Genomic DNA, 20,491 nt, shown 5'->3' on the forward strand with positions numbered 1-20,491 from the left:
TTTACTGCAAATTCAAAGGCTAACCTGTAAATTTGCAGTTAATAATTTTTATTTACTTTCTCTTTCGTATTCGTCAATATGATCAAACTCCGGATAGTGTTTTCTGGCTTTAGACCACATAAAATAAATAGCCGGAATTACAAATAGGGTCAATGCCAATGAGAAAATAGTTCCTCCAACAATTACAACTCCCATTCCAATTCTACTGGTAGATGCAGCTCCAAGTGACATTGCAATTGGTAAAGCTCCTAATGCAATTGCTAAACTCGTCATCAGGATAGGACGTAAACGTGCTTCTGATGCTTCGAGAATTGCTTCTAATTTTGGTTTTCCCTGTTCTCGTAACTGGTTCGCAAATTCGACGATCAAAATACCATTTTTGGTTACCAGACCAATAAGCATTACGGTACCAATCTGACTGAAAATATTCCAGGTTTGATTGAATAACCATAACGAAAATAAAGCTCCCGCAACAGCCATTGGTACTGTTAAGATGATAATAAACGGATCAATAAAGCTCTCAAACTGTGCTGCCAGAATCAAAAAGATTAATAACAATGCCAATCCAAAGGCGAAAGAAGTATTGGAACTACTTTCGACAAAATCTCTCGATTCGCCACTTAAATCCGTAGTGAAGCTTTCATTTAAGACTTTAGCTTTGATTCTGTCCATTTCCTGAATACCATCGCTGATACTTTTACCCGGCGCTAAACCAGCAGAAACAGTCGCAGACATATAACGGTTGTTGTGATACAATTGTGGTGGATTACTTTGTTCTTCTACTTTTACAACGTTGTCCATTTGAATTAATTCACCCTTTCTGTTTTTTACAAACATCGAAGTTAAATCCAAAGGTTTAGATCTGTCTTTTTGGTCAAATTGCCCAATAACCTGATATTGTTTTCCGTTTTTAATGAAATACCCAAAACGTTGTCCGCTCAAAGAAAGCTGCAAAGTCTGAGCGATATCGATGATAGAAATCCCTAAACTTTCGGCTTTTTCACGGTCGATACTTACATTGATTTCCGGTTTATTGAATTTTAAATTAACATCGGTAATCGAGAAAACATCACTTTTACCAACTTCATCCATAAATACAGGGATTTTTTCTCTTAATTTCTCAAAATTCGGAGCCTGAATGATATATTGAATCGGTAGACCACCACGTCTGTTTACGGCAATTGTAGGCTGCTGAATAACAGATGTTTTAGCATCCGGATATTTTTTTGTCATTTTTGTTAACTGATCGGCAATGTCTTTTTGAGATCGCTTTCTTTCATCAGGTTCTTTTAGCGAAAGCCTGATAAAACCTGTATTGGTTGCCGAAGCTCCAAAACCTGGCGCAGTAATTACCAAACTCACTTTTTTCTCGGGAATAGAATCGTCTACCAATCTTGCAATTTCCTGCATGAAACGATCTGTATATTCATATGATGAACCTTCAGGCATAGTCATACGCATGGTTACGGAACTACGATCGTCATAAGGAGCAGTTTCTTTTGGAAGAATAGTAAAAAACAAATAAATTAATCCAAAACAAGCTATTAAAATAGGGAAACTGATCCATTTTTTCTCCATGAAACGCCCTAAAGCTTCGGCGTAGCCGCTATTTAATTTTTCGAAAAATGGCTCGGTTCTAACATAGAATTTTGATTTTTTCTGTTCGCCGCCTTTCATTAAATAAGCATTCAACATTGGCGTTAAAGTAAGGGATACAAAGGCTGAAATTAATACCGCGGCACCAATTACAACTCCAAATTCCCTAAAGAGTCGACCAACGAATCCTTCTAAGAAAATTACCGGTAAAAATACTGCTGCAAGTGTAACAGAAATCGAAATTACAGCATAGAAAATTTCATTAGATCCTTTGATTGCCGCTTCAATTGGCGACATTCCTTCTTCGACTTTCTTAAAGATATTTTCGGTTACAACAATACCATCATCAACCACCAGACCTGTTGCCAAAACAATAGCCAATAAGGTTAATACGTTGATCGAAAACCCGAAAAGCCACATAATAAAAAATGTCGCAATTAACGAAACCGGAATATCAATTAAAGGTCTGAACGCAATTGCCCAGTCTCTAAAAAACAAGTAAATAATGATAATTACCAGAATAATAGAAATTCCTAAAGTCTCAGCAACTTCCAGTACTGATTTCTTTACGAAAATAGTATTATCAAGTGCAATATTCAGTTTTATATCTTTTGGAAGATCTTTCTTTAAGGCTTCGTATTTTTTATAGAATTCAGCCGAAATATCTAAGTAATTGGCTCCGGGCATTGGAACAATTGCCAAACCAATCATTGGTAATCCGGATTGACTTAGTTTTGTTTCGATGTTTTCAGGACCTAATTCTGCACCACCAACATCACTTAAACGAACAATTTTATCTCCATCAGTACGAATAATAATATTGTTGAATTCTTCTGGTTTAGAAAGGTTTCCAACTGTTTTTACGGTAAGTTCTGTATTGTTTCCCGTTAGTTTTCCAGATGGTAATTCGACATTTTGAGCATTAAGCGCATCGCGAACATCAGACACCGTACAGCCGTAGGCCGTTAGTTTTACAGGATCAATCCATAAACGCATGGCATAACGTTTTTGTCCCCAAATTTGAACACCACTAACACCCGGAATTGTTTCTAATCGCTGCGAAATAACATTCTCTGCATAATCACTCAATTCAAGCGCGCTACGGCTGTCACTTTGAACTGTCATAGAGATAATTGCATCACTATCAGCATCCGCTTTTGATACAACAGGCGGAGCATCTATGTCTTGTGGTAAACTTCTAATAGCTTGCGATACCTTGTCACGAACATCATTTGCCGCTTCTTCAAGGTCTTTGTCTAAGTTAAATTCGATCGTAATATTACTGCTTCCCTGATTACTTGACGACGTTATATTTCTAATTCCGTCAATTGCATTTACTGCTTTTTCAAGAGGTTCCGTAATTTGTGATTCAATAATATCGGCATTTGCTCCCGTGTAGTTTGTTCGAATTGAAACCTGTGCCGGATCAATCGAAGGGAATTCTCGAACACCCAAAAAGGTATAACCAATGAAACCGAATAAAATAATCAAAAGATTCAGTACAATGGTTAAAACAGGTCTTCTTATACTTGTGGTTGATAAACTCATTATGATTTGGGATTTTAGATTTTAGAGTTCAGATATTAGATTTTAGAATAAAGAAAATAGATTTTCTAAACTCATAATTCAAAAATCATTACTCAAAAGCTTTACTTTTTTACTATAACTTTTATAGGGGCATCATTTTTTAATGACATAACACCGCTAGTAATTAGTGTGTCTCCGGCTTTTAATCCTGACAAAATCAAAATAGAAGCATCTGTTCTTGTAGTTGCGTCAACCTTAACTTCTTTGGCTTTGCCCATATTGGCGATATAAACTTTTTTACCATCTTGTATTGGCACAATAGCTTCTGACGGAACAACGATTGCGTCTTTGATAATATTTAACGGCAGTTTTACATCTGCAAAAGTCCCTGGAAAAAGTTTTCCATCTATATTATCTGCTATGGCACGAACTTGTAAAGTACGTGTTGCTACTGCAACTTCCGGCTCTATAGCATAAATTTTTGCAGAATAAACCTTATCAGATCCTGAAACCGAAAAATCAATTGTAGCCCCTGATTTTACTTGTGAAGCATATTTTTCAGGGATTGAAAACGTAATTTTCAATTTTCCTGTATTGACTAATTTTGCTACTAAGATAGTGGGCGTAATATAAGTTCCCGGTGAGATAGAACGCAAACCAATTTTTCCTGAAAATGGTGCTTTAACAGATGTTTTGGCAATTTGAGCTCTAATTAACTGAGTTTGGGCTTTCATTGAAGCATAATCAGCATTTGCAACGTCAAATTCTTCCTGACTAATCGCTTCTTTTTGAAGTAATAATTTGGCTCTTCTTTCATTTTCTCCCGCCAAACCTTCTTTGGTTACAGCTTGTCTCAATTGTGCTTTTAATTCAATATCATTTACTTTAAATAGCACCTGACCTTTATTTACAAAACTTCCTTCTGTAAAGTAAATACCTTCAACAATTCCTGAAACTTCACTTCGGATTTCAATTTGTTCATTTGCTTCGACAGATCCGGATAAAGAAAGATTATTATCAAATGTAGAAGTGTTTACTACAATTCCGGTTACAGTTGTAGGAGCATCTTTATCGCCAAATTTTTTAGATTCGTCGTTTTTATTTTTGTTTGATACCACTCGATAGGCAATAAATCCTCCCAGAACTATGATTAGAAGGGCGTAGATTAGGTTTTTTACTTTCATAAAATAAAGGTGAATGTGTTTTTGGGTCTGTTTTTAGTAAGCTTACAAATTTAACTTTTTGAAGCGAAAACAAAAGAGCTTAGCTTTTATTTAACACTTGTATGTACAAGTTTTTTGATTAATCAATGACTTAGACTGTTTTGCTTAACAATGGTTTAATGTCGATGTGATTTTTTTTTTAAATAAATCATATTTAAAAAAAAGGTACAGTTAATTTCTTTCATAAAAAACAGTGAAAGTAGTGTAGTGATTGCAAATGATAAATGCTATAAGTTTTCTTATGCAGAACTTCTGTAATAATGCTTTTTGTTGTAAAATCTTTGCTTTACAACGGTTGATTTATTCAGAAATACACTTAGCTGTTACGCTCATCAATTCATAATTAAGCGTTCCTGCTTTGTCTGTTGGAGCCTTGATTGTTGCTGTATGTTTGTCGTTTTCGGTACTTACGGTTTTTAGAATTCCGTTTTCTTTATAAGTAAAAACATAGGGCGGCGTTCCTCCTGATCCTGTAAATATAATTTCGGGGAAGGCTTCGTCTTTACATACTTCTCTTGATCCCATAATTGTGGCTGTAGGTAATGGTTTAAGAGCTATTACAGCTTTTTGATCTGTTATTTGTGTTTGGCAATTAGTAACCGGATCTTTTGCATTTACGATTTCATATATAGTTTCATCAGTAAGTATTCCGGTATATAAATTATAGTGTCCGTCAGAATTTAAAGTAATTGCGTTTGGAATTCCTGCGTTTACCGTATACTTGACTTCGGCATTTGGTGTTCCGGTAAAAACTATGTTTGTGCCATTTCCTGAACATATTGTGATTCCGTCCGAAATATTTGCCACAAGCTGCGGATTAACCGTTACGGTATTCACTCCTGATGCAGATCTGCATTTAATGTTTTCTATATTTCCAATTTCTGATACAAGCATTCTGTATTGGGTGGTTTCTGTGACATTATTAGCGATGTAGTTTTTGTTTGTTGCTCCAATAATATTCTCCCATACAGATGTAACTGTATTCTTTTTTTGCCATTGATATACCGCCGCATTCGAATAAAAATTGGCTTCAACAAGGCATTCCATTGAAACATTTTCTCCTGCGCAAACAACAGGATCTAAGTTTGAAATTTTAATATTAGGTTTAAGCGCTTCAAAAAGAATATCATCATAAGCGTTATGATTCACATAGTCCATACCACTCACAATCTCAAAAGTTAAAGAGTTGACAGAAGAGTCAGGAATTGTAAAAATAATGGAAACTTTATCCCATGTTAGAACACGAGAAACGGGGATCAAGTTTGAAGTTTCACTAGCAATTAAGGCATTATTCTGGCTGTTACGGATGTTAAATGTTGCTCTTGAAGCAAAGCTTCCTGCATTAGCTAAATTAGCAATCCAGACTGAAAACTCATATTTTGTATTGGTGCATAATCCCTCTACATTCTTTTTATATATCAAAAGTCCTTTACTATGTACATCCAGGATCATCATATAGCCATTTATGTCTCCGGGTGTATGGTCTTCTCCTGAATGGTAACCACCACCGCCAAAAGAATAAGGATTTGGCAGTAAAGTATAAGTTCCGCCACTTGTAGTGCCAATTGGAGCGTATTTTAACGTCGTAGTCCCATCGGCAGGATTTAAAGGGCTTCTTGAACTTTCTGTTGCACCTGTGCCAAATGAGATAGAAAAGATTGATTCCTGAGCCAGGCAGCTAAAAGTTGATCCACAAAATAGAGCAAAAACATATATAAAATTTTTTGACATTTTTGTAATTATCATAGAAAATACAGATTAAAATATGCAGTAAAATCTTTGTTTAAATAGATAAATACCGTTAAATAGCTTCAAACTAACAACTTTAAAATTCTCTAAACTTCAGCAAAAAGGCATAATTGTAATACTATAGGGTTTAATGTTGGTATGAGTTTTTTTTTAAATTGATTTTCTAAGATGGACTTAAAATTGTTAAAAAAGATATCGAATTTTGTGTTTTTTATGACAATTTGTAAGTATTGACTTTCTTTTAAAGTAGAAATACTTGTTTGAAAAGAAAGAAAAAGCTTTCAAATATGTTTTTTGAAGCATTTTATCTGTTTTATGTTGCACTTTATCGATTTTATTTGTAACATTGATAAGGTTAAACAAAATATATTTTTTGATACAGAAAAACCTATATTTTTAATTCCTAAATTGTTAAAATATGAGAATTGGCGCTGTTTTTCGACTTTAGTACTTCAATTAGTAAATGATTGTGTTAACAAGTGTTTATCTTTTTTTATTCCCTCACTAAGAAAATAATCAGTTTATGAAGAAAAAAATACTTTTAGTCCTATGGTTTTCATTATTACTTGTTGCAATTTGTGCTTTGTTTTGGCAAAATGAGTTTAAATATAGTTTACCAACTCCAATCCCTAAAGGTTATCAGGAGATAGCCATGGGAAGTAAAATCGATTTAAAGTGCTGTCTTGCTGATCACAGACCGGTTTTTATTCATTTTTTTAATCCTGATTGTCCGTGTTCCCGCTTTAATATACCTCATGTAAGCGAATTAATTAAGAAATATGGTGACAGGATTAATTTCAAAATTGTGGTTCTAAACAAGCAGAAGAGCTTTACAATCGAAGAAATCCAGAAAAAATTCGACGCCAATATTCCAGTATATTTCGATGAAGGAATGGCAAAAAACTGTGGTGTTTTTTCGACTCCGCAAGCAGTTCTTCTTGACGATTCTCAAAATTTATATTACCGCGGAAACTACAATAAAACCAGATACTGTACCAATGCTGACAGTAACTATGCCCAGCAGGCAATTGAATCTCTGCTGAAACAAAATCATGCCCCCTCATTTGATGCTTTAGCTCTGAGAGCTTACGGATGTTCGTTACCAAAATGCACTAAATAAATCTATCCCTAACCTAATTAACTAAATTTATGAAAACAAAAGCCAGTTTGAATGAACAAGACTATCTGTACAATTTTATGTCTACAATGACACAAAAATCAGATACAATTATCAATTATGTTCTTGCCGCTTATTTCCTCTTTGGAATTGCCCTTGCCTTTAAATACGATACTTTTGAAATAGGAGTAGGCGTTGGTACCTTAAACTTATTGCTATATTATTCGGCAAAGTTTTTTGTCAAGAATTCGACATTGTATCAATATGTATTGTCGATAGTTTTAGCAATATTCATGGCACAATATATTTATCAGATGCACGGTTTGTTTGAGATGCATTTTACGGTTTTCATTGCAAGCACCATTTTAATTATCTACCAAAACTGGAAACTGCAAATTCCGCTGACCTTATTGGTTGTATTGCATCACGGGCTTTTAGCATACATGCAAAACTTTGTTTTTAGCGATCCAAAAGGTTTACAGCTGTATTTTTCACAGGTTAATTTTGATCTTGAAACGTTTGTAATACATGTTGTTTTGGCGGCAGTTGTATTTTTTATGAACGGATACTGGGCATATTATTTTAAGAAACACAGTCAGAATCATATTTCTAAAATTTCTGATGAATACGAATTAGAGAATATCAAATTGGCATCTGCAAAATACAGTTCACTAAGTGCTACAAAAGATTATAATGACTTTATTCACAGAACAACTCTGGATCTTAAATTGCCAGTAAACTCAGTTTTAAAACTTATTGATGTTTCAAAAGGACATACAGACAATGATAAATTGCTGAGTTACTTAGAAATGATGAGAGAAAGCGCTAAAAAGATTGACGATTTAGTGAATGATATCCATGTTAAGTCCACAAATAGTAGAAGATAATTTTTAATAGAAATCAATTTTCAAATCGATTATTAATTATTAAATCTATACTTATTTTATGTTCAAGTATGATTTTGAATCAGTCAGTCCGATGCGGATTGCCTTGAAAAAATCATTTGATGTTTTTTGAAAGATAATGTGACTTTCAATTCATTCGAAAAAATTGGAGCCCAAACCGAATTAGGTCAAGAAGTTGCCAGAATTAAAAATGAATATGGTAAAAATCTAAACGTTCAGAATTTAGATTTTCAGTATAAAAAACTAATTCAGGATTACAAGCGATATTCATCATTTGAAATTGATACAGGATACCTTGCCTCAGTGGCTGGAAATTGAACTGGAGAGTGTCTTTCAGAAAATAAAAAACATATTAATAACTCTGGAATTAGAACTTAATTAGAGTACTATTTTAAGAGAATTCAACTTTATACGCAGAAATGTAACTGTATATTAATTTTAAAGATAAAAAATTATGGATGCCAGAATTAACCGTCCAACGCCATCTGATAGAGAAGTAGATTGGAATAAGAATAAAGTATTGCTCAGTAAAACAGATACAAAGGGGACAATTCTATACGCCAATGAAGATTTTATAGATGTATCCGGATACGATGAGTTTGAGCTGATTGGACAGCCTCATAACATTATACGTCATCCTGATATGCCAAAAGTAATTTTTAAATTCTTGTGGGATAGTATTAAATCAAACCGGAATATTCATGCGATTATCAAGAATATGTCTAAAACCGGCCGATATTATTGGGTTGTAACCGATTTTAAAATTATAGCTGATGGTGATGGCGAAATTGTAGGATACTTTGGAACCAGAAAATCAGTTCCGGAAGAAGTTGTAACAAAGTTTATAGAACCTTTGTATAAAAAACTTGTGCATATCGAAGAAGCAAGCGGACTCCATGCTTCTGAGGAATACCTTATTGGTTTCTTAGAAGAGCGCAAGAAAAGCTATATGGAGTATATTGATAATATTATTGCAACAAAAAAAGATGATAAAAACAAAATAAGTAAAGGTTTGTTTAGTGGTCTTTTTGAAAAGAAAGAACCTCCTAAAAAGAAGTAAAAACAATCAATTATATATGCTTCATTGGATCAGGTAAAATATTCAAAAAAACAAAATTTGTCCCCCAACAAATCTGAAATCACCCTTAGAAATGGTAATTGAATATTTAGAATTTAAACATAAATTTGAGTTTGATGCAATGAAGTATATTTTTTTCTGAAATTTCAATTTTGAAATTCCAAATACAATCCTGAGGATTTCAGGATAAAATCCAATTTTGAAATTGCTTCGTCTGTTCGCTAACGCTCGGGTCCAAATTCCAAGCTCAGAGTCTAAAAACTTAGAACCTCAGAACCTCAGAACCTTTCTCTAACTAATATAATTCCAGATATTTTTCTTCTTGGTCAACTCAATAAATACAGCTTTTAAGACTGCGTGTTCAGGTTTTTGTAATGGACCATCTTCTTTAAGGATTTTCAGTGCATAATTTCGGGCGAGACCCAAAATATCACGATCACGTACAATATCAGCAATTTGAAGATTTAAAACACCACTTTGCTGTGTTCCCATTAAATCCCCCGGACCACGAAGTTTAAGATCAACTTCGGCGATTTCGAAGCCGTCATTGGTTTGTACCATAGTTTGCATTCGAGTTTTACTGTCATCACTTAATTTATGGCTCGTCATTAAAATACAATAACTTTGCTCAGCACCACGACCAACACGACCACGCAATTGGTGAAGCTGAGATAAACCAAAACGCTCAGCACTTTCTATAATCATTACACTCGCATTAGGCACATTTACACCAACTTCAATAACCGTTGTCGCCACCATAATATTGGTTTTGCCTTCAGAAAAATGTTTCATTTCGGCATCTTTATCAGCTGGTTTCATTTTTCCGTGCAAGATAGAAATCGAATATTGAGGCAACGGAAAATCACGGGAAATACTTTCGTAACCGTCCATTAAATCTTTAAAATCCATTTTCTCAGATTCCTGAATTAACGGATAAACGATATAAATTTGTCTTCCAAGTGCAATCTCATCCCTCAGAAACTTCCAAACCTTCAAACGATTACTATCAAAACGATGTACGGTTTGAATAGGTTTTCTGCCGGGAGGCAATTCATCAATTACTGAAATATCCAAATCTCCATACAAACTCATTGCTAAAGTTCGCGGAATAGGAGTAGCCGTCATTACTAAAACATGTGGAGGAATTTCGTTTTTCTTCCACAATTTAGAACGTTGTTCTACCCCAAATCTGTGTTGCTCGTCAATTACAGCCAGACCTAGATTTTGAAATTTCACTTTATCTTCCAATAAAGCATGCGTTCCAATTAATATATGTAAGCTTCCGTTTTCGAGTTCTTCATGAATGATCTTTCGAGCAGCAGTTTTAGTCGAACCGGTAAGTATTTTAATGTTTAGATTTAATGTTTCTGCTAATTCAGATAAACCAATAAAATGCTGATTTGCCAGAATTTCGGTTGGAGCCATCAAACAAGCCTGAAAGCCGTTATCAATTGCCAAAAGCATGCTCATAAATGCCACAATAGTTTTTCCAGAACCAACATCACCTTGCAGTAAACGGTTCATTTGAGCATTGCTTCCCATGTCTGAACGAATTTCTTTGATTACCCTTTTTTGAGCATTGGTAAGTTGAAATGGTAAATGATTTTGATAAAAATCATTAAATAGTTCCCCCACTTTTGTAAAAGGATGTCCTTTTATTTTATGTTTCCGAATCAGGTTTTTGGTAATTAATTGCAGTTGAATAAAGAATAATTCTTCAAATTTTAACCGGAATTGGGCTTTCGCCAAAACTTCACTGCTTTTAGGAAAATGGATATTGAATAAAGCCGCTCTTTTCGAGATTAATTTTAATTCTTCAATCAGATAAGAAGGAAAAGTTTCTGCGAATAAAGCCTGAGTTTCGATAAATAATTGCTCCATCATTTTATTAATCGTCCTATTTGAAATTCCCCTGTTTGCCAGGGTTTCGGTCGAAGGATAAACAGGCTGCATGGCTGAACGAAGACTTTTTTCGTGTTCCGTCAATAATTCAATTTCCGGATGTGCCATGCTAAATTGACTTCCGTAAAGAGAACATTTTCCAAAAATCACACAAACTTCATTTAGTTTCAAACTTTCACGAATCCATTTATGACCCTGAAACCAGTTAAGATCCATTTGTCCCGTATCATCCACGAAAGTGGCAACGAGACGTTTTTTGTTTTTGGCAAATTCAACCGTTTTTATATTGATTATTTTTCCAATAATCTGAACTTCAGAGCCTATATTCTGAAGTTCGTTAATCTTATAATAACGAGTTCTGTCGATATATCTATTCGGAAAAAAATTAACCAAATCCCTATATTTATGAATTCCCAATTCCTTACGAAGCAATTGACCACGATTTGGGCCAACACCTTTTAGGTATTCAATTGGAGTTTCAAGGAGGTTATTAGACATTTTTTTTGACTTCTTAGTTTTTTAGACTGGCTTAGATTTTTAGATTTTAGAAAATAGAGTATAGACAAAAATCTATTTTCTTTTTTCTAAACTCTATTCTCTTTTCGGAAAAGCGAAGATAGATTTTAATTAGGAATTTTGAAAATCAGAGAATTTAAAGTATAGAAAATAATATCTTTGAAGAATAAAATAACAAGAAATGACAACACATTTAGCACTTTTAAGAGGAATCAACGTTTCAGGACATAATATGATGAAAATGGAAGCTTTGAAAACAATGTTGGAAAATATTGGTTTTAAAAATGTACGAACCTATCTTCAAACCGGAAATGTTTTTGTGGATACTGAAGAGGAGAGTGCTTCAAAAGTTGGTTTTATGATTAAACAGGAAATCTTTAAAGTTTTTGGTCATGAAGTTCCAACCATTGTCATTACTAAAGAAGATTTGGAATTGTGTTTTAAAAACAGTCCGTTTTTGAAAGAAAAAGAAATTGATACCAAAAAATTATATGTCGCTTTTGTATCGATTGCTTTAAAAAGCGAAAATATCAACGATCTAAAAATAAGCCAGTTTAAACCCGATGAAGCGAGCATTGATGGTAATCGAATTTTTATTAAATATGATGTAGGCGCAGGAAAAACAAGATTTGACCAAAAATATATCGAGAAAAAACTAAACGTAACAGCGACAATAAGGAACTGGAATACGGTTACTAATTTGCTTAACATGTATGCTGAAAATTAGAAAATGCGTCAATTAGAAAATGAGATAACGCTCATGACATTAACTGCAATTTTTAATTATTAACAACAAAATCATTATCTAATTTTCAAATTCTACTCTCTAATCCATTTTAGCATTGAGGGAAATGCTGCTTTGTTTTCTTTTAAGGCGCGTTCTTTTCCTAAACAAAGTCCGACCCATTCAAGAAAAGGAAGACCAATATAAACTTCATTCTTAAAATTCGAAACCAACCAATCTGATCCATTTTTATAACCATCGGGATGAAAAACAAATTCAGGTTCTAATTGTAAATATTTCGCTGCTGCAAACGACCAAAGAATTGCCCCCATTTCTTCACCATCAGAAGGCCAGGAAGCTGACATTTCACTCGTACCAACTATATTTCTTTCTGCGGAAGTTGTAACGGCTAAATGTCCTGCTTCATGCAAAATATCACCCGGATATAATAGCTTTTTATAGTCAATATAAATACAATTTGGACCTAAACTTAATCCGGGAAGAAAAGTTTCGTCCAGTTCTTTTTCAATCACATTAATTCCAATTTGATTGAGAAATGATAAGACTTTTTTGAGTTCCAAACTGTTCTCTTTTATTAACATAAAAACAAAATATTATTCTAAGTTACTTAATTGAAGTTTAAATCAAATCGCAATACCAGAAACCAAAATCAAAAGCATCACTTGAATTGGTGTCGCAAGCTATATTTGAAGAATCTTCGGTTTTTGGTTTTTCATATTTTCGATAAACGATCTCTCCAATTTCAAAATGTATTGGTTCTGAAAAAATTGGTCCATCAAAAGTAAAGGTATGAAATTCACCATTTTCGCCGCAAACATCTACATTATCAGGTAAATCATTGATAAAATCCTGATCAATTATACGTCCAACAAAACTTTTGTCTAAATATCGTTCATTTACACAAACCACAATAGTCTTAAATCCTGTCGCAATAAATTCCTGTATTAAATCCTGAGTTGGAATTTTCCAGATCGGAAAAATGCCTTCAAACCCTATTTTGGCTAGTTGATCTTCACGGTATTTTCGTAAATCTTCCAGGAATATATCTCCAAAAACCGAATGTGTAATGCCTTGTTCTTTTAATTCGGTTAAGGTTTTGGTCATGACATTTTCGTAAACCTCCATCGTTGGCATTTCCGGAATTTCTAGAATTTTAAGAGGCAAACCAATGCTTTTTGCCTGTGCTTTAAGTAATTCAACACGAACACCATGCATCGAAATACGCTGAAACTGCTGGTTAACACTTGTTAGTAGGCATTCGATTTTAAAATCAGGGTTTTGTAAAATTTTATGTAAAGCAAGTGCAGAATCTTTTCCGCTGCTCCAGTTAAATAAGGCTTTTTTGGGTGCTGACACGATAATATAATTTTCTGATGGTAAACTTACAAATTTCGTTCGATTTGTTGACGAAACCTTTGTAACTTTGGATCTTTGCCCTCAAATTTATTCTTAATGAAATTTATTCTTTTATTCTTTACCAGTTTCATTTTTGCACAACAAACCCAATTTGTCGATTTTAAATCGGTTAATGCGCATTTGAAATTAAATACCACAGACAAATCGATTGCTGGATCAGTAGAATATCAGTTTGATATACTGAAACCAACCGATACGATTAAAATTGACGCCAAAGACATGGAATTTACTAAAATTCTAATCAATCAAAAAGAGGTTAATTTTATAAATACAGGTAAACAATTACAGCTTATCGATAGTTTTAAAGAAGGAAAAAACAAGCTGACTTTTGATTATTGGGCAAGGCCAAAACAGGCTTTATATTTTATAGCTATAGAAAATTCTGAAGTGCAGATCTGGACACAAGGGCAGGGAAGATATACCAGTAATTGGTTTCCGAGTTTTGATGATGTCAATGAAAAGCTGATTTTTAATTTAGGAATCACATTCAACAAAGAATATCAGGTAGTCTCAAACGGAGTCTTAAAGGAAAAAATAACAAACGGCGATTTAACCGAATGGCAATACAAAATGGAAAAACCAATGAGTTCTTATCTTGTCATGCTTTCTATTGGGAAATATGATAAAAAAGAACTGAAAGCCAAGTCTAAAATTCCGTTAGAATATTATTTAGAAAATAAAGATGCAAACCGTTTTGAATCGACTTTTCGTTATTCGAAGCGAATTTTTGATTTTTTAGAGAAAGAAATTGGAGTAAATTATCCTTGGGAAGTCTATAGAGAAATTCCGGTTCGTGATTTTTTATATGCCGGAATGGAAAACACAACTTCAACGCTTTTTGCAACGCGTTATGTAGTAGATTCTATTGGCTTTGAAGATCGAAATTATACCAATGTTGATGCTCATGAATTAGCACATCATTGGTTTGGAGATTTGATTACTGCCGAAAGTAGTATGCATCATTGGCTTCAGGAAGGTTTTGCTACTTATTATGCTTTGCTTGCGGAAAGAGATATTTATGGAGACGATTATTTCTATTCGAAGCTATATGATACAGCCCAACAAATCAAATTTGCTTCCAGAACAGATTCGGTTCCGGTTTTGAATGCCAAAGCGAGTTCTTTGACTTTTTATGAAAAAGGAGCCTGGGCTTTGTTTGTTCTGCACGAATCAATTGGAGATAAAGCATTCAAAAAAGCTATAAAAAGTTACTTGAAAAAGTATGCTTATCAAAATGTAAATACACAAAATTTCTTTGATGAAATCAGGAAAGTTTCAGATTTTGATTTGGATAAATTCCAAAAAACATGGCTAGAATCGCCAACATTTGATACTGCCGAAGCAAATACTTTATTGAGTAAAAATAAAACAATTCAAGTTCGATTAGAAGTTGATAAATTAAAGAAAACGCCATTGGCAGAAAAAGAAGTTTTTCTAAAAAAGACTTTAGAATCTGATGTTTTTCCAAGTGTAAAACAAGCTATTGTTGATCAATTAGAAAAGGAAAAGTATGAAGGCAAAAAGGCACTTTTACTTACCGCTTTAAAAACCAATAATGTGCAAGTTCGACAAGATGTCGCAAGTACTTTGACTAAGATTACAGAGGATTTTAGGTTAGAATATGAAACTTTGCTGGGTGATAAATCATATCAAACGCAAGAAATTGCTTTGTTTTGGTTATGGAAAAACTTTCCGGATCATCGCTCAGAATATCTTGATAAATCTAAAAACTGGATTGGTTTTAACGATTATAATCTTCGTACAATGTGGCTTTCATTAGCATTATCTACACCAAATTACAGCAGTAATCCGGATGCTTTGGTTGCGGAATTAGTTTCTTTTTCATCAACAAAATATGAAGCGACAACAAGACAAAATGCACTTGAAAAATTAATTTCGTTTAAAATTATTAATGATCAGGTTTTGAGTAATTTAGTTTCGGCTACAACGCATCATATGTGGCAGTTTTCTAAGTTTGGAAGAGAGACAATTCGATTTTTATTAAAAAATTCGGAGATGCGTGTTTCATTTGAAAGAATTTTGCCTAATTTGACCCCTGATGAACAGTTTCAATTAGATCGTTTGTTGAAAGAGAATGAGGTGAAGAAGCAAGAATAGTGAAGTTGAGAATGAAGAAGAAAGATGCAAGAAGAAAGATTTGACATTTAGTGAAGGTCTTTCATCTTGACTCTAAAATCTTGTATCTTTCTAAAAAAAAAATCCAAAAACAAAACCTACAATATATTTATGAGAGCATTGGTTATTTCTGGTGGAGGAAGTAAAGGAGCATTTGCGGGAGGTGTAGCGCAATATTTAATCGAGGAGAAAAACCACGAATACGATCTGTTTATAGGGACTTCTACCGGAAGTTTGTTAATTCCGCATTTGGCATTAGGACATATTAAGAAAATTCACTCGGTTTATACCAATGTTACAATGGGAAGCATCTTTAATATTTGCCCTTTTGTAGTTAAGAATAAAGATGGAGTTGATATTGTAACCATTAACCATTTCAATGTTTTGCGTCAGTTTTTTAAAGGAAAAAGAACCTTTGGAGAGAGTAAAGGATTGAAGAAATATATTCAGAATAATTTTAGCCTTTCTGATTTCAATAATCTTAAAAAACTTAAGAACGATGTTGTAATTACAGTAACTAATTTTACTAAAAACGAATCAGAATATAAATCTATAAAAGATTGCAGTTATGATGAGTTTTGCGATTGGTCCTGGATTTCCAGCAATTATGTTCCGTTTATGAGTTTGGTCGAAAAAGATAATTGCGAGTATGGCGACGGCGGATTTTCGAGTTTGGTTCCCATTCGTGAAGCTATTAATCGTGGCGCAACAGAAATTGATGTAATTATATTGGAAACAGAAGTCAATATGGATAAAACCGTTATTGGTAAAAATCCGTTTTCGTTAATGATTGATTTGTTTAGAATTGCCTTAGATCAGGTTGAAAAACACGATATTGCTATAGGAAAACTTATGGCAAACAATAAGAATGTGAAACTTAACTTATATTACACTCCGACAAAATTGACTGATAACGCCCTTATTTTTAACAAGGAAGTTATGAAGGAATGGTGGGAACAAGGTTTTGAATATGCTCAGAATAAGTCTGAAGTAATGAGTGATAACAGGTAATTATAAATACTTTGTCTAAAAAAATGAAGAAATACTACGGGATTCTATTTACAGTACTTTATGCTTTAATATTCAGAGTTCTGGTTGAGTTTGATGTTATAGAAATGAATTCCTTAGATTATTTGATAATTGTTCCGATAGTTATTGGATACTTACCGTTTTTGTTAGACGCAGAGGCTTTTGCTAATAGTAGTTTCAGGGCTGTATTTTATCCTTTGATAAGCAATTTTTTATTTTTGTTAATTGCTTTTATGAGTAGATTGGAAGATCTGGGATGTCTTATCATTTTACTTCCTCCTTATGTGATTATATCGGTTTTGGTTAGCTTAACTTTTAGACATTTTATTGCATTTAGAATTGATTGTAATAAGAAAAAATTAAATAGAAACAGTATGTTACTGATCGTAATTCCGATTCTTTTAGGTAACGTCGAAAAGTTTATTGAGAAAAAAGAAACTCATTTCCAAATTTCAGAAAAAGTAATAATTGACAGTTCAAAAGAGGTAATCTGGAATAATTTATTTGCTGTTCCTGAATTAACTAATTATATTGATAATTCGATTTATAATTATTTGGGATTTCCTAATCCTATAAAATCGGAGTATAATTCCGGAACAAATACAAGATTAGGGTATTTTGATAATGGAGTAATACTTAATGAAAAAGTTATTAAATCAGAAAAATACAAGGAACTATCTTTTGCCGTCAATGTAGACAAATCTGATCTTGATAACAGTCAGACATTCAAACATGTTCTTAAAAATAAAAACTTAGTTTTTGATTCTATAACTTATCAATTGAGAACAATAAGTAAATCAAAAAGTGAATTAACTCTTACTTGCGATTATAAAATTAGGACAAATATTCCGTTGTATGGCGGGATTTGTTCTAAAAGTATCATTTCTGATTTCGAAAATAAATTATTAAAGGCCTTAAAAAAGAAGATTGAAAATTGATAATTTTTGGAAGAACTGAATTCTAAATTCAGTAATTATTGCCACAGGTATATCAGCAGCGAGTCAGGGTTTTTAAGATTATATGATTTATAAGAAAGGAAAAACTAAAACAAAAAAATGAGTGAATTTAGATATAGTATTTGTGAACCAACAAATCCGACAATTATTGAAAAAGGAAAGATTGATTCTTCAGCGATAATGAAAATTCTTGAAGAATTTCCATGGAGATTGCTTTTAGAAGAAGCAGAGAATTCAAAAAATATTTATTACTCACCATCGCTTGAAATCGAAAATTTAGACAATAAAAATGGTTTGGCAATTTCAGCAGTTGGCAATCCTGATAAATATGATTTTTATGTGTTTTTCAAAAGACCTAAAATACAGAAGACATGGTTTGGTTTAAGTGAAAAATTAAATAAAAATTATACTTCTGAACTACTTGATCAAAGTAAAGAAAAAACAATTGAAATAGTAAAAGCTTTGATTGATAATAATTTAAGTTTTTTAGAACATAAATTTCACTAGCTCTGATTATTGATAAACGTAGTTAGAAATTGACTTAATATGATAATATCTTTTGATCTTGATGATACTTTAATTTCTAAAAATAAGTTTGAGTTGGAAAAATCAAATTTATTACAACAATTTTTTGGTCTTGAAAATCTAAGAAAAGGAACGATAGATTTATTTAGGGAACTAAAAAAGCAGAAGCATCAAATTTATATTTATACGACTTCGTACAGAAGTGAATCCCGAATAAAGGGGACATTTTATTCTTATGGAGTTTCTGTTGATTTTGTGATAAACCAACAGAAACATCAAAAGTCAATCCGTAAAAAAGATATTTATTGTTCAAAATTTCCACCTATGTTTAATATTGATATTCATATAGATGATTCAATTGGAGTGGAAATGGAAGGTCAGAAATATGGATTCAAAACCATTATAATTTCTGAAAAAGATGAAAATTGGAATCAAACAATTCTGAGTAATTTACATTAGATAAAAAAATCTAAATTGTTTTTACCACAACTCAGAAACTTCGTTTTTAATATACGCTAATGCGGCATTGCTTGGTGATTGTTTTTCTAACAAATCATTCAAAATTACTTCACGCAATTTATCAGCATTGTCTACACGATCGCTCATAGCAGTTTTGCGGATGATTTGTATCGTTGAGTTTTTAGCAGTTGTAATAATTGTCCAACATTCATCAGACATATAAATTTGTTGTGCTAAATTGTGTTCAAATTCATGTTCGATTTGGTCGATTAAGAAATTTTCGTAATCGTGCTTTTCGTTCGAAATTGGCGCAATTCTTATCAATAGTTTGGTTAGGTTAATACGCTCTAAATATAAAGTCATACGCTCGTAAGCTTGTAAACGTATTGGTAATGATTGTTTTTGATATTCTCTGTTTAATAAAAAAGCACGTTTTTTATCATTGTTTTTAATATGTAATTCAAAAAAGCTATAAGCCACGAATCCAGTAACTACAGCAGGTAAAGTATAACTGGCTAATTCTATAATTCTTGTAAAATCCATTTGGTTCAATTTTTCAACAAAAATATACTTTTTGGGGAGAAATCCGCTTTAAATTTATTGTAATAAACAAAATGGAAGTTTACTTTTGTTTACAGTTCTCAAAACCGTCTGAAACACACTATTAATGGATTCATATGTCATAATTTTACTTTGTTTAGCTGCTTTTGCTGCAGGATTTATTGATGCTATTGTTGGCGGTGGCGGATTGATTCAAACACCAATGGGATTGATTTTATTGCCTAATTTGCCAGTTTCTACGGTTATAGGAACTTTGAAATTACCAGCATTTACCGGAACTGCTTTTGCGGCTTTTCAATACCTTAAAAAAGTTTTTATTCAATGGCGATTGTTATTGATTATGATGTGTCTGGCGGTTCCGTCGGCATTTTTGGGTTCTACTTTATTGACTTATGTAAGTAATGATTTTATGAAGCCGCTTTTATTGGTGGTTTTGTCTCTTTTGCTAATTTATACCTACGCTAAAAAGAATTTCGGACAGCATGTAGCCAAAGATCATTCGGCTAAAACGCAAATTTTGTATGCGGTTGTTATCAGCATAATTGTTGGTTTCTACGATGGATTTATCGGTCCCGGAACCGGAAGTTTTCTGGTAGTTGCTTTTATTGCTTTAATGGGTTTTGACTTTTTGCACGCTTCCGCAAATGCTAAAATGGTAAATCTGGCGACAAATTTTGGATCAATTTGTTTGTTTATGCTAAAAGGGAAAATTATTTGGGTTATTGCAATTCCAATGGCAATAAGCAACGGACTTGGCGGATGGCTTGGTGCAAAACTGGCAATTAATAAAGGAAATGGCTTTATTAGAGTTTTCTTTTTGATTGTGGTAATCGGTACTTTAATCCGATTTGCTTATGATGTGTTTTATAAGTAAGGTTCTAAGTTGTTAAGTTTTCTTGCGATATATCTTGGAGTCTTAGCGACTTAGAACCTCAGAAACTTAAAAAGAAGCCTACTTCTTAAATCTAGCCCCGATAGAGGCGATATCCTCGTAGTGAAACGGAGAGATAAAGCCGAAAGCGGGAACTGTGTTTAATAAAATGCCTATTCT

General features: G+C 33.0%; 18 protein-coding genes. 11 read left to right on the forward strand and 7 right to left on the reverse strand.

The features are described from left to right. Window positions 1-48: 48 nt before the first annotated feature. The 3 genes from CHB81_RS08135 to CHB81_RS08145 all read right to left on the reverse strand — a co-directional run bounded on the left by CHB81_RS08135 (window position 49) and on the right by CHB81_RS08145 (window position 6,077). Complete coding sequence (locus CHB81_RS08135; protein WP_089351385.1) at window positions 49-3,144, reverse strand: efflux RND transporter permease subunit; 3,096 nt, start codon at window positions 3,142-3,144, stop codon at window positions 49-51. 101 nt (window positions 3,145-3,245) lie between these two features. Continuing rightward, window positions 3,246-4,307 carry an efflux RND transporter periplasmic adaptor subunit gene (locus CHB81_RS08140; RefSeq protein WP_089351386.1) on the reverse strand — a complete coding sequence of 354 codons (1,062 nt, stop codon included), beginning with the start codon at window positions 4,305-4,307 and terminating at the stop codon, window positions 3,246-3,248. A gap of 339 nt (window positions 4,308-4,646) precedes the next feature. Continuing rightward, window positions 4,647-6,077: an immunoglobulin domain-containing protein gene (locus tag CHB81_RS08145; RefSeq protein WP_141130378.1), complete on the reverse strand. Its 1,431-nt coding sequence runs from the start codon at window positions 6,075-6,077 to the stop codon at window positions 4,647-4,649. Between the two features lie 541 nt (window positions 6,078-6,618). On the opposite strand from CHB81_RS08145, the gene CHB81_RS08150 reads away from it, so the two are divergent. The 4 genes from CHB81_RS08150 (at window position 6,619) to CHB81_RS08165 (ending at window position 9,177) form a co-directional block, all read left to right on the forward strand. Continuing rightward, window positions 6,619-7,215, forward strand: coding sequence for a peroxiredoxin (locus CHB81_RS08150; RefSeq protein WP_089351388.1), 597 nt, complete (start codon window positions 6,619-6,621; stop codon window positions 7,213-7,215). Window positions 7,216-7,244: 29 nt separating this feature from the next. Then, on the forward strand, window positions 7,245-8,099 hold the full coding sequence (locus CHB81_RS08155) for a hypothetical protein (RefSeq protein ID WP_089351389.1): 855 nt from the start codon (window positions 7,245-7,247) through the stop codon (window positions 8,097-8,099). Between the two features lie 126 nt (window positions 8,100-8,225). Then, window positions 8,226-8,435 carry a hypothetical protein gene (locus tag CHB81_RS08160; protein ID WP_089351390.1) on the forward strand — a complete coding sequence of 70 codons (210 nt, stop codon included), beginning with the start codon at window positions 8,226-8,228 and terminating at the stop codon, window positions 8,433-8,435. Window positions 8,436-8,571: 136 nt separating this feature from the next. Continuing rightward, window positions 8,572-9,177, forward strand: coding sequence for a PAS domain-containing protein (locus CHB81_RS08165; protein ID WP_089351391.1), 606 nt, complete (start codon window positions 8,572-8,574; stop codon window positions 9,175-9,177). Window positions 9,178-9,486: 309 nt separating this feature from the next. Here CHB81_RS08165 and recG read toward each other — a convergent pair whose 3' ends face one another. Further along, window positions 9,487-11,595 carry an ATP-dependent DNA helicase RecG gene (gene recG, locus CHB81_RS08170; protein WP_089351392.1) on the reverse strand — a complete coding sequence of 703 codons (2,109 nt, stop codon included), beginning with the start codon at window positions 11,593-11,595 and terminating at the stop codon, window positions 9,487-9,489. A gap of 199 nt (window positions 11,596-11,794) precedes the next feature. Between recG and CHB81_RS08175 the strand changes: the two genes are divergently transcribed. Next, window positions 11,795-12,340 (forward strand): DUF1697 domain-containing protein, encoded by a 546-nt coding sequence (locus CHB81_RS08175; protein WP_089351393.1) that lies wholly within the window; start codon window positions 11,795-11,797, stop codon window positions 12,338-12,340. Window positions 12,341-12,432: 92 nt separating this feature from the next. Here CHB81_RS08175 and CHB81_RS08180 read toward each other — a convergent pair whose 3' ends face one another. Together CHB81_RS08180 and CHB81_RS08185 are read right to left on the reverse strand one after the other, a co-directional pair. Continuing rightward, complete coding sequence (locus tag CHB81_RS08180; protein ID WP_369597372.1) at window positions 12,433-12,918, reverse strand: hypothetical protein; 486 nt, start codon at window positions 12,916-12,918, stop codon at window positions 12,433-12,435. 58 nt (window positions 12,919-12,976) lie between these two features. Then, window positions 12,977-13,714, reverse strand: a complete 738-nt coding sequence (locus tag CHB81_RS08185) for a diphthine--ammonia ligase (protein WP_089351395.1) — start codon at window positions 13,712-13,714, stop codon at window positions 12,977-12,979. 96 nt (window positions 13,715-13,810) lie between these two features. Here CHB81_RS08185 and CHB81_RS08190 point away from each other — a divergent pair, with 96 nt between their 5' ends. From CHB81_RS08190 to CHB81_RS08210, 5 genes are all read left to right on the forward strand, one after another. Continuing rightward, window positions 13,811-15,892, forward strand: a complete 2,082-nt coding sequence (locus tag CHB81_RS08190) for a M1 family metallopeptidase (RefSeq protein ID WP_089351396.1) — start codon at window positions 13,811-13,813, stop codon at window positions 15,890-15,892. A 129-nt stretch (window positions 15,893-16,021) separates the two neighbouring features. Then, window positions 16,022-16,921 (forward strand): patatin family protein, encoded by a 900-nt coding sequence (locus CHB81_RS08195; RefSeq protein ID WP_089351397.1) that lies wholly within the window; start codon window positions 16,022-16,024, stop codon window positions 16,919-16,921. A 23-nt stretch (window positions 16,922-16,944) separates the two neighbouring features. Next, window positions 16,945-17,877, forward strand: a complete 933-nt coding sequence (locus tag CHB81_RS08200; protein WP_089351398.1) for a hypothetical protein — start codon at window positions 16,945-16,947, stop codon at window positions 17,875-17,877. Between the two features lie 117 nt (window positions 17,878-17,994). Then, window positions 17,995-18,402 (forward strand): hypothetical protein, encoded by a 408-nt coding sequence (locus CHB81_RS08205; RefSeq protein WP_217899722.1) that lies wholly within the window; start codon window positions 17,995-17,997, stop codon window positions 18,400-18,402. 39 nt (window positions 18,403-18,441) lie between these two features. Next, window positions 18,442-18,879 carry a hypothetical protein gene (locus tag CHB81_RS08210; RefSeq protein WP_089351399.1) on the forward strand — a complete coding sequence of 146 codons (438 nt, stop codon included), beginning with the start codon at window positions 18,442-18,444 and terminating at the stop codon, window positions 18,877-18,879. Window positions 18,880-18,900: 21 nt separating this feature from the next. Here CHB81_RS08210 and CHB81_RS08215 read toward each other — a convergent pair whose 3' ends face one another. Continuing rightward, on the reverse strand, window positions 18,901-19,422 hold the full coding sequence (locus CHB81_RS08215; protein WP_089351400.1) for a hypothetical protein: 522 nt from the start codon (window positions 19,420-19,422) through the stop codon (window positions 18,901-18,903). Between the two features lie 124 nt (window positions 19,423-19,546). Between CHB81_RS08215 and CHB81_RS08220 the strand changes: the two genes are divergently transcribed. After that, the gene (locus tag CHB81_RS08220; RefSeq protein ID WP_089351401.1) at window positions 19,547-20,314 is read left to right on the forward strand and encodes a TSUP family transporter; all 768 of its coding nucleotides are present in this window, start codon (window positions 19,547-19,549) and stop codon (window positions 20,312-20,314) included. Window positions 20,315-20,491 lie beyond the last annotated feature (177 nt).

Origin of the sequence: Flavobacterium sp. ov086 (assembly GCF_900187965.1) — a bacterium.
Lineage (GTDB): Bacteria > Bacteroidota > Bacteroidia > Flavobacteriales > Flavobacteriaceae > Flavobacterium.